Consider the following 372-nt stretch of genomic DNA (forward strand, 5'->3'; position numbering starts at 1 on the left):
GCGATTTAGAAAAAGGCGGTAACTATTTAACAGGGGCGGATCAGCGTCTTCTCTATGCCAATGATAACTACTGTGCTTTTATTCGTAAAACAAACTCTGATCAGATTTTTTATTTATTTATTTGTTTTATATCAATATTTGGTCTTTCTTTTTATATAGGTATTTATTTTTATTTCGTTTTTACTATGACTCCTGCAGTTAATAATGATGAAAAAATTATGGATATTGTATTATTATTGATGAACATCACCTGTTTTTTTGCTTTATATCTTCTGATTCCTGAATTATATCAAAACCTTTTTACACGCCGAGGTAGCCCCATTATTTTTAACCGCAAAACGGGTAAAGTGTATATCAATGAAAGCTATTTTT

The 372-nt window shown here is 29.6% G+C and carries 1 protein-coding gene; it reads left to right on the forward strand.

Annotation, left to right across the window (positions count from 1 at the left end):
- Positions 1-372, forward strand: a 372-nt coding sequence (locus tag GQ589_RS11950; RefSeq protein WP_202115117.1) for a DUF6708 domain-containing protein, incomplete at both ends; no start/stop codon positions are given.

The organism is Gilliamella sp. Pas-s27, from assembly GCF_009795865.1.
In the GTDB taxonomy this organism is placed as follows: Bacteria; Pseudomonadota; Gammaproteobacteria; order Enterobacterales; family Orbaceae; genus Gilliamella.